This window comes from Brevibacillus sp. IT-7CA2 (assembly GCF_949767855.1).
In the GTDB taxonomy this organism is placed as follows: Bacteria; Bacillota; Bacilli; order Brevibacillales; family Brevibacillaceae; genus Brevibacillus.
Genome location: NZ_CATKQT010000022.1, coordinates 713,967 through 724,236, shown reverse-complemented (window position 1 = coordinate 724,236; position 10,270 = coordinate 713,967). Strand labels below are relative to the sequence as shown.

At 47.1% G+C, this 10,270-nt stretch carries 7 protein-coding genes and 1 pseudogene; 1 reads left to right on the top strand and 7 read right to left on the bottom strand.

Annotated elements, in window-relative coordinates; genetic code table 11:
• Positions 1-205: 205 nt before the first annotated feature.
• A complete protein-coding gene (locus ACM6JA_RS16280; RefSeq protein WP_414853122.1) occupies positions 206-868 on the top strand; it encodes an S-layer homology domain-containing protein in 663 nt (220 codons plus the stop codon).
• A gap of 52 nt (positions 869-920) precedes the next feature.
• On the opposite strand, the gene ACM6JA_RS16275 is transcribed toward ACM6JA_RS16280, so the two are convergent.
• The 7 genes and pseudogenes from ACM6JA_RS16275 to ACM6JA_RS16245 all read right to left on the bottom strand — a co-directional run bounded on the left by ACM6JA_RS16275 (position 921) and on the right by ACM6JA_RS16245 (position 10,247).
• Positions 921-1,757: a M55 family metallopeptidase gene (locus ACM6JA_RS16275; protein WP_414853121.1), complete on the bottom strand. Its 837-nt coding sequence runs from the start codon at positions 1,755-1,757 to the stop codon at positions 921-923.
• Positions 1,758-1,781: 24 nt separating this feature from the next.
• Entirely contained in the window at positions 1,782-3,203 is a 1,422-nt protein-coding gene (locus ACM6JA_RS16270; protein WP_414853120.1) for a serine hydrolase domain-containing protein, read from the bottom strand.
• A gap of 267 nt (positions 3,204-3,470) precedes the next feature.
• Positions 3,471-4,085 (bottom strand): annotated as a pseudogene (locus tag ACM6JA_RS16265) (acyl-CoA dehydrogenase family protein); the annotation flags it as partial.
• Between the two features lie 36 nt (positions 4,086-4,121).
• Entirely contained in the window at positions 4,122-4,667 is a 546-nt protein-coding gene (locus ACM6JA_RS16260; protein WP_414853119.1) for a citrate/2-methylcitrate synthase, read from the bottom strand.
• A gap of 273 nt (positions 4,668-4,940) precedes the next feature.
• Positions 4,941-6,815, bottom strand: a complete 1,875-nt coding sequence (locus ACM6JA_RS16255) for an ABC transporter ATP-binding protein (RefSeq protein ID WP_414853118.1) — start codon at positions 6,813-6,815, stop codon at positions 4,941-4,943.
• Positions 6,812-8,551, bottom strand: coding sequence for an ABC transporter ATP-binding protein (locus ACM6JA_RS16250; RefSeq protein ID WP_414853117.1), 1,740 nt, complete (start codon positions 8,549-8,551; stop codon positions 6,812-6,814). The genes ACM6JA_RS16255 and ACM6JA_RS16250 overlap by 4 nt, the downstream gene beginning before the upstream one ends.
• Positions 8,552-8,660: 109 nt before the next feature.
• On the bottom strand, positions 8,661-10,247 hold the full coding sequence (locus ACM6JA_RS16245; protein ID WP_414853116.1) for an esterase/lipase family protein: 1,587 nt from the start codon (positions 10,245-10,247) through the stop codon (positions 8,661-8,663).
• Positions 10,248-10,270: the final 23 nt, after the last annotated feature.

Here is a 10,270-nt window from a genome sequence, read left to right as displayed (position 1 = left end):
AGTTTCAGCAGTCTTTTTTCATCATCTCCATAAAACTGTCGCTTGATTCGCTCGCCGTGACGAAGGAAGTGGGAGAACCATGTTCCTCTGCGCCCCACTGTGTAAAAGAATAATGGCACTTGAATTATGATGAAGAAAGTTGAAACGTTGTCAGTTGTTCCTCGTCAAATGGAGTGAAACTTCAAAAATAGACGAGGTGGCTACCATGAATGTCAGACAAAATATGATGTCTCTTTCCATCCTTGCTTTTTTAACTGTATCATTCGCCCAACCAAGCTTTGCTGCAACGACTCCATTTACGGATCTTGCCCAATCGGGAGCGAAAGATAAAATTCTTGCCTTACAGCAACAAGGCGTAATAAAAGGCGTAGAGGATAGCAAATTTGCACCTAATGAAACGATAACGGCTGCTCAAGGTATTCAACTGATTGTAAATGCCTTTGATTTGAGTCTGGCAGCGATCCGTTTTGTAAAGGCTCCACAAGCTACTGACTTTTTTTCCAAAGCAGATAACGATGCTTGGTATGCAGAGAGTCTGATCATAGCCGCTGCGAACGGATTGGAGTTACCAGCTGATCTCGATCCGAATGCTAAATGGACCAAAGAGCAGTTCATTCACCAGCTGATGAGAGTCATGGAGACCAAGGGCAATCTTCCGATGATCAAACTAGTACCAGTAGAAATCCGAGATGACCATGAACTCACCGTGGATTACCAAGGCTCCATTCAACGAGCTTTGGCAAGAGATATTATCGAATTGGATAAGGAAAACAAGCTTCATCCGCAAAAGCCCATCACGCGTGAAGAAGCAGCCGAAATGATATATAATGCCCTTGCGTATTTGAAGAGCCATAAGCAACTGAACTAAAACGAAAAAAATGCAGCGATCCTCGTGATGAGGGGCTGCATTTTTGGTTTACTTAACCAGTAATCATCCGATTCACTTGCCCGGTTATCAACAGCATGGCTTGCAAGACGGGCATCATGCTAACAAGATCAGGCGAATGGAAGCGTACCGTTCGTCCTTCAATGAGTTCAATTCCTGGCATCCAGCTGACTGCTGTGGCAAATTGTGATTTCGTAAACTCGACTTCTATCGTATTCTCTGCTCTTTGCTCGAGCGGTTTAACTGTACTGCGATGGAGCAATGCTTCTTTTGCTTGCTGACGGATTAGCTCTCTCGCACGAACGGGATGCATCGCTTGCGACGAGAGTCCGGTTATCCCAGTTTTCACGGCGACTGTAAAGACTCCAGGGATATCTTCTTCGACCTCTTTGGCCGTCTGGGAATCTCCGGTAACGAGTACGACAGGGACACCAAAGGCTCCAGCGATTGCTGCATTTAAACCTGCTTCGCCCACCTCTTTGCCATTTAAGATAAGCCGATGGATAGCGAGGCCAGACAATGTATGATTGAGTACCGCATCTCCTGTTCCCGCTTTTCCATGATAACCGATGAAAAATGCGGCATCGCAGCTACTGTCGATCCCCTGCATCATACAGAGAGGCTTGAAAAAACCACGGATGACATCTGCCTGTGGATGCAATTCTTCCAGAATGATATTGTTCATCGGTCCATGAGACTCATTGACGATAATTTCGGTAGCTCCTGCTTCCAGTGCACCCTCAATCGCCGCATTTACATCTTGTGTCAGTAGTCTTCTCCCCGCTTCATAATGTCTGCGACCGGGGATAACATCCTCCCATTCGCTTAGTCCAGAGATCCCTTCCATGTCCAGCGAAATAAACACCTTCATGCGAAACTGCCTCCCTATTTTAAATTAGACTGCTTTCGACATTTGGCGCGAACCAAACGCCAAGCGCCTGATCTCACCGTCTGGATGGCGAACAAAGCGGATGAGTGAATCGATGTTGTGGCGCGTGAACAAAAACGTATCTTCGCCAACGGAACGCAGTGGGAACACATCACTGCCTAAAACGAGTACGAGCTGTCTCTGTGTTTCATCGAATTTAATCTCTACTACGTCACCTTCTCCGGATTTATATGTACCGGGGCATTGCTGCAAGTAAGCAAGCGGCACTTCCCATTCGGAAAACGAGGCGAACTGCGTCTCGAGCGGGCGACCGAACATGCTGTTCAACAGCCCTAATGTCAGATTGGAAATGGGGGCATCATCCATGTTGGTCAAAAGAATACCAGTTACTCCCGCCTCTGGGACGATGAACATTTGCGCGGTCATCCCTTTTAAGCCGCCGGTATGGGTAAGTAAAGTGTACTCTTCGGAAAATGGAAACACGCCGAGTCCGTAACCATAGCTGCGGCTCAAATCAATACGGACATGAGGGGCAGTCATTTGTGAGGCGCTATCTTCCGAGACGATTCTCGCTCCATTTGAAAGCCCGCCTGTCCGATAAACATCCGCATACCGAAGCATGTCACGTGCGGACGATTTGAGGAAGCCTGCTGCACGCATGGAAGGAGCATCCCACCAACCGGGGGCACGTACTACTTCACGAACACCATCATTCATGCGACGTGTGTACAGCATGGTAGTATTGTCGTCCTCGCCTAATTCCTCCACATGAAAAACCGTGCGTTCCATGCCAAGTGGCTGTAAAATTTGCTCTTGGACATAGGCTTCGTATGTTTTGCCGCTGACCCGCTCAATAATTGCCCCTAGCAAGCCAAAAGCTTCGTTCGAATAGCTGAATTCTGTCCCAGCAGGTCCCAACAATTCAAAGGGTAGCTTCTCTATATATGCCATGAGGTCTTCGAAGGTATCGATTGGGTGTTTACAGTGCGCTTCAAAATGTTGGAGTAATTCTTCTGCTGTCGGATCGGCTTGTAAGCTGGGTAGCATTGCGGGAATGAGAGCTGGAAGTGGTGGAAATCCGAGGGTATGTGTCATGAAATGATGAATGGTGATGCTCTTCGTTTGGGCTTCGTTCGGTGTGCGAAATTCAGGCAAATAGGTGATAACCGGATCATGCACGGAAAGCTTTCCTTCTTCCTGAAGCTGCATGATCGCCATGCATGTAAACGACTTCGTAATCGATCCGATCCCAAATACCGTATCCAGATCGATGGGAGCTTGCTTTTCGCGGTCCCGATAACCAAACGCTTTTTCATAAGTGAGTTCTCCATCTTTGGCTACAGCAATGATCGCACCGGGAACTTGAAAATCATCCATCAGCCTTTGGACGTATGCTTCAAACGACGCTTCCCACTCATTCATCTTCATGTCATGCCTCCTTAGGTTCATTACTTACAAACAGGAAAGCAATTTCAGGTTTCACTCCGAAGTATACACTTCAAAAAAATTAGGATATGAAGTTCATGCACTAGTAGAATTATAAGCGGCAGATGAAAAAACGACAATATATAATTCTGAAAATAAAAAATATTAATAACAAAGCACTGTCAAATAAAAAATGACCCTTCGTCTTGTATGACGCGGGCCAAGAAATGTCGCTGGTCAAATCCAGCATTCCCTCTTGAGTGTGAGCCACTTTAAGCCCATCTTTTCCTCAATTTTTCCGATCTCGAAGCCTGGGAAATCTTTCTCGACTAAAAAGGAGGTAATTCCTTTTGCTCCCATGGAAGGATCAGTGACAGCCATCACCGTAAAAATGCCAGCGATGGGCGCATTCGTGATGTAATGTTTGGAGCCATTCAGGATGAACTTGTCTGCTTTTCGTACAGCCCTTGTCTTTAAATTAGTCGCATTTGATCCTGCACTTGGTTCTGTTAAAGCGAAAGCACCAATCATTTCACCGGTAGCCATGCGCGGCAAATATTTTCGTTTTTGCTCTTCAGTGCCCATTTCGGCAATCCCTACAGAACCGATGCCATTATGGCAACCAATGACGGTCGTAAATCCATTGCTTGTTTTCCCAATCTCTTCAAAAATAGCGCATTTTGCAAGCATATCAATCCCCAGTCCGCCGTATTGTTCGGGGATGCTCAGTCCAAACAATCCCACTTCTTTACACATCTCCATGATTTGATCTGGTATATGATCTTCGCGTTCAATGTGATCAGCGACTGGGTCGACCTTCTCACTGATAAAACTCCGAACAGCTTTGCGCAGCTCTTCTATTTCACTGCTGAATGTAACGTTCATGTCATCCGATCCCCCTCTTACAGTGATGTCGGTTTACTACTTCACTTCGTCTGGTATGCGATTGGTGTAGAGAGTATTTTCCTCCACAAAGTCGTATAGCTTCTGTGCCATGCAATCTTTCCTGCCCGATTCGATTTCTTCCACAATGTGGGCAATCAGTCCGACGGCCCTCGCCGCGACTGCAAATGATTTCACGACACTGTAGTGCAACCCCATATCCGAGAGCACAGCGCCAATGGCACCTGCAACATTTAGCGTGATCTGTTTGCCTTTTTTCGTGCTGAATTGCTCATGAATTTCTTTCATAATAGCCATATGATCTCCAGCAAAGCCTAGCTCCTCTGCCAACGCAAACAATTTTGGTGTGCGTGGATCAACAGGTCTATGAATCGGATGCCCGAACCCTGGCATTTGCAGTCCTCTTTCTTCACGCTCTCCCAAGATTCGTTTGGCGACCTCTTTCCTGTCGCAATCGGCACCGTACTTCTGCAACCCTTCTTGGAGCATTTGAGCAACGTATTCCATCGCACCAAGATAGACAGAGCCCGCCCCCAACAATCCGGCTGCGACTGCAGCTTGCACAGCTTCCGGTGGGCTGCTCCTAGGAATGCCATATCCGCCAAGGTGATCTGTCCAATTAATTCTTCTGTCAAATCATAGCCATGAACATAAATCTTGTCTGATTTTGATACACCGATGTTTGTCTGGAATTCCATTCTCTTCCCTCGCTTTCGTATTCATAGAACTGGTTTACTTGCTTGATTTATTTACAAGCAATTACCGTGCCATCTTGCACATTTCCTCTCCCAACAATAAAACCGCCCTTGCTTGGCGGTTTCGTGTAAAGCAACGTTTTTAGCCTGCTGATGTGGACTCTGCAAACTGACTGTTGTATAAATCCGCATAAAAACCATCTTGCTCCATCAACTCGTCATGTGTTCCTTGTTCAATGATCGTTCCCTTGTTCATGACGAGGATCAAGTCTGCATTTCTGATCGTAGACAGTCGATGTGCGATCACGAAGCTGGTACGCCCCTTCATCAGCTCATTCATCGCTTCCTGGATATGCACCTCGGTACGTGTATCCACGCTGCTTGTTGCTTCATCCAAAATCAGAATTGTTGGGTCTGCCAAAATAGCACGAGCGATGGTCAACAGCTGTTTTTGTCCTTGGGAAATATTGGAGGCTTCTTCATTTAACACCGTCTTGTACCCATCTGGTAGCGTACGAATAAAGTGATCGGCGCGAGCTGCCTTCGCTGCGCGAATGATACCCGTATCAGAAAAGTCTGGTTGTGCATAGGCCAAATTGTCATGGATGGTACCGTTAAACAGCCACGTATCTTGCAGGACCATGCCGAACAGGGAGCGAAGATCGCTTCGTTTCATGCGTGTAATATCGACGTCATCGATCAGAATCGCTCCGCCATTGAGCTCATAAAAGCGCATAAGCAAATTAATCATGGTCGTCTTACCCGCACCTGTTGGGCCCACGATCGCAATCTTTTGGCCAGGTTCTACTACGAGATTGATGTCTTGCATCAGCAAATGCCCTTCTTTATAACCAAACTTGACATGCTGAAATTCCACTTTGCCTTTAGGCGCTGCGATCGTGACTGGCTCTTTGCTTTCAGGCACTTCCTCTTCTTCATCCAAAACCTCAAAGACCCGCTCCGCTGAAGCGATCGTCGACTGGATCAGGTTGGCGATATTCGCTGTTTGCGCAATTGGCATCGTGAATTGACGAGTATATTGGATAAATGCTTGGATATCCCCGATTTCAATTGAACCGTTCGTAGCGAGAATCCCGCCGACAATGCAGACAAGCACGTATCCGATATTTCCGATGAAACTCATTACCGGCATGATAATGCCTGAAATAAATTGCGCCCGCCATCCGGCTTCGTACAGCTTTTCATTGATTTGATCAAATGTCTGCTGTGACTTCTTCTCATATCCAAACGCCTTTACAACCTGATGCCCCGTAAACATTTCTTCTACATGCCCATTCAATTCACCAAGCGAGCTCTGCTGTCCGATGAAATGCTTTTGTGACTTCGAGGCGATCTGTTTCGTAGCAATGGCACTGAGCGGCAACGTCAAAATCAGAATGAGCGTCAATAATGGGCTAATTGTCAGCATCATAATGATGACACCAATGATCGTCACGATGGCAGTGATGAGCTGTGTCAGGCTTTGCTGGAGCGTGTTGCTGATATTATCAATATCGTTTGTGACACGGCTCAAAATATCCCCATGCATTTTCGAATCAAAGTATTTCAGCGGCAGACGGGACAATTTCTCATTTACCTGCTCACGCATGTCATAGACGATCTTCTGCGAAACGCCTGCCATCACATATTGCTGCAAATAGCTAAACAGCGCACTGATGACATACAATCCGATCAAAAGGAGCAGGATATTTGCGATATACGCAAAGTCAAATACGATTTCCTTTGGCTGTCCCTGCATAAGACCAATCATGCCTGCGAAAAGACTCGTCGTCGCCTTCCCCATCAGTTTGGGACTAACAATAGCAAAGATCGTACTCAAAACGGCAGCCAGAAACACAATGATCAGCTGTACACGGTGTGGCCGAAAGTAGCCGATCAAGCGCTTGAGTGTACCTTTAAAGTCCTTTGCTTTCGCTCCTGGCATCGCCATTCCCATCGGACCACCCATGTGGCCGCCACCCTTTGTCGCTTGCTTACCTCCTCGCGGCTCACTCATGCGATCTCCTCCTCTGTCAGTTGGGATCGTACGATTTCCTGATAGACTGCGCAGTTTTTCATGAGTTCTTCATGTGTCCCCATACCCGCAATCGAGCCTTCATCCAGCACGATAATCTGGTCTGCGTCCATCACGCTGCTAACCCGCTGAGCCACAATGATTAATGTGGATTGGTTCTTCTCGATCTCTTCTTTTAATGCGGCTCGCAATAACGCATCTGTTTTGAAATCCAACGCAGAAAAGCTGTCATCAAACATGTAGATGGCCGGCTGACGGACTATTGCTCGTGCAATCGATAGCCGTTGTTTTTGTCCACCGGACACGTTCGTACCGCCTTGGGAAATGTTTGCCTCGTATCCGCCCTTCATACTCGCAATAAAATCGCCGGCCTGCGCAATTTTTGCAGCATGCTCGATTTCGGCATCCGTAGCGTCTTCTTTACCGAAGCGTATATTGTCGGCGATCGAGCCTGAAAAGAGCAGCACTTTTTGTGGGACATAGCCAATTTTTGCTCGCAATTGCTCTAGAGGCAGGTCACGTATGTCAAGGCCGTCTACCCGAATAGCTCCGGAAGTCACATCGTAGAATCGCTCAACCAGATTGAGTATCGTCGATTTACCAGAGCCTGTCCCTCCGATAATCGCGGTGGTCTGCCCCGGAAGAGCTGTAAAGGTGATCGAGGTCAATGCGGGATGCTCTGCACCCGGGTAAGAAAATGTGACACCTTGAAACTCCACCGTGCCTGAAGTTGTCGCTTTCGTTCGCGTCACAGGCTCTGGGCGATCAATTATGGTCGAATGTAAATCCAACACTTCGTTAATTCGGATAGCGGACGCAGAAGCGCGGGGAACCATGACGAAGATCATGGACAGCATGACCAACGAGAACATGATCTGTGTCGCATATTGGATGAACGCCATGAGATCACCGACTTGCAGGTCCATATTACTGACGCGAATGCCACCAAACCAAAGAATGGCAACAGCAGACAAGTTAAAGGTCAGCATCATAATCGGCATCAAGGCTGCCATGATTCGATTCACGTTAATCGCTGTCTGCGTCAAATCGGTATTCGCTTCGTTAAAACGCCTTTTCTCCACATCCATGCGGTTAAACGAGCGGATCACACGAATTCCCGTCAGGCCTTCCCTCACGACCAAATTCAGTTTGTCCAGCTTCTTTTGCATGACTTTGAAAAGAGGCATCCCCTTTCGTGCGATCAGGAAAATGGCTAAAGCTAGAATGGGAACAGCTACTGCAAGAACAAGCGTCAGCTTTGCATCCTTAGATGAAGCCATGATAATTCCACCAATACACATCATGGGAGCAGCCACCATTATACGCAAAATCATGATCAAAACCTGTTGTACTTGGTTAATATCGTTCGTTGTTCTCGTAATGAGCGAGGCTGTACCGATTTGGTCGATCTCCTGTATGGAATAGTGTTCTACTTGGTTAAACACCTTGGCACGCAGCTCACGACCAAAGCTCATGGCAACCTTGGATGAGAAGTAACTGGCTCCAATGGCACAAAAGCCCCCACCAGCAGCAACGAGCAGCATAAAACCGCCAACCTTCCAAATAAAGAAGGTGTCCCCCTGCACAATCCCGACATCAACGATATCCGCCATTAATGTTGGCAAGTACAGATCGGATAACGATTGGACGAATACAAGCACCAATATCACTGCGATCGGCCATTTGTAGGACGTTAAGTATCGAAACAGCCTCATCATACAGATGCACGCTCCCTTTCCTGCCTCTTCCATACTAAATTTCCATTTGGGATACGGTTGTATGCAGAAAAAAAACGACCCTTTTTCAGGGCCGTGAAATGGTTTGCTCTTATTTTTCTAATTCTCCATCACTATTTGTTACCGCAAAGTTGTAATTAATAGAGCGTGTAAATGGTTCGCCATCCTCATTGATGCCGGTTACGTCAAAGGAAAGATTATAAACGCCTGGCTTAGTCGGCACGGTAAAATTGCCAGTAAGCTCATCTTCTTTTACGGCAAACTTCACTTCATCAATGACGCTTGCTTTTTCGCCGTTCAGCGAACGAGTCAGGTTAGCTTTTTCCAGTAACGATTGATCAATTTCGTTTTTGCCCAGGTCGACGGAAATCTTCGCTTTGTCGCCTTTCTTGAATACCTTCTTGCTCGCCTTTACTTTCGCTTCTTCTCCGCCTTCCACCGAAGCAACCATGAAAAAGGCGTCGTCAGAGCCCTCCACTTCAAGTGTCCATTCGCCTGCTTCAGGCTCCTCTATTTCAATGAAGTGATGAACAGCACCTTGGAATATCTCGGGTTCATCCTCCGATTTGCTTTTTTCACTGAGGTCCGCTTCATACTCTTTGCCAGACGGACTGATCAGGGTCACAACGGTGTCTTCCGACGAAGTCATCGTATCCAGATTCAACTGATTGATTCCGCTCTCCAGGAAAAATGTTTCCGAGACGTTGTCTTCTACTTCGCCGCCACGGAGAATGACGGAGCTCTCTTCTACATTCGTTGATTTTGATTTGTCGTCTTTGCTTACTTTATTTGCACGTTCACGAATGGACGCCTTTTGCAATTTCGGCTGAACCAGATCCCATGTTTGTGAGGCTTTCGCTATTTGACCGTGGGAAATGTCTTTTGTAAAGCTCTTGATCCCATAAGTTAAACCAAAGGCAGAATCAACGGAAACAGCACCATCATCTTCACCGGGAAGAACTGCATGAGCAAACCAGGTAGCACTAAACATGCCATCATCCCCTGTTCCAGCTGCCATGTATGTCTTTGTTGAACTAATTTCGCTACGGCTGTCAGTCTGCGCACGGAAGTTGGCCATATATGACGTTTGCAGGGAATACACCGCATCGTCTTTTTTGCCAAGAATGTCGGCGAGCCATCCCGCCCAATTGCTGTACGCCATGTCAGCCAATTCTGAACCTTTGTTTGGCGTGGAAAGCTGGTGAACAACGTTAACATACGGATGCGCTCCATAGTGGACGAGTGCTGTCTGTGTATCGATGCCACCTTTGGAATGTGCAATGATATTGATTTTGGAAACACCATAATAATCTGCAACCTTTTTAATGACTTCGGCGAGCTTGGCTCCGTTTGTCCACATGTTGCCACCAGTACCATCCGCGTCCTTCAGCTGCACAAATGCGGTACGATACCCAGCGTTATAGGCTGCATCATAAAATCCGTCTGTTGTATACCAGGTTTTGTAGGTGGAGTGCAGACCTTGGACAAACAGGATCACGGGCTTGTCTTTGGATGCATTGGGAGGAACCGCACCTGTGTACCAGTCACCAAAATGACCACTTGGATTGTCGTCATGCAAAGCCGGAGGTGGAGCCGCTGCGTTTGCAGCTTGCGGGTAGACCAGCGCCGTTGATAATGTAACGGCTGCCAGCAAACGAGATAGTGCTTTCTGATTCATGAAAAGAACACCAACCTTCACCT

Coding starts and splice junctions, on each gene's coding strand:
- ACM6JA_RS16280 (WP_414853122.1), top strand. CDS start 206: ATGAATGTCAGACAAAATATGATGTCTCTTTCCATCCTTGCTTTTTTA.
- ACM6JA_RS16275 (WP_414853121.1), bottom strand. CDS start 1,757: ATGAAGGTGTTTATTTCGCTGGACATGGAAGGGATCTCTGGACTAAGC.
- ACM6JA_RS16270 (WP_414853120.1), bottom strand. CDS start 3,203: ATGAAGATGAATGAGTGGGAAGCGTCGTTTGAAGCATACGTCCAAAGG.
- ACM6JA_RS16255 (WP_414853118.1), bottom strand. CDS start 6,815: ATGAGTGAGCCGCGAGGAGGTAAGCAAGCGACAAAGGGTGGCGGCCAC.
- ACM6JA_RS16250 (WP_414853117.1), bottom strand. CDS start 8,551: ATGATGAGGCTGTTTCGATACTTAACGTCCTACAAATGGCCGATCGCA.
- ACM6JA_RS16245 (WP_414853116.1), bottom strand. CDS start 10,247: ATGAATCAGAAAGCACTATCTCGTTTGCTGGCAGCCGTTACATTATCA.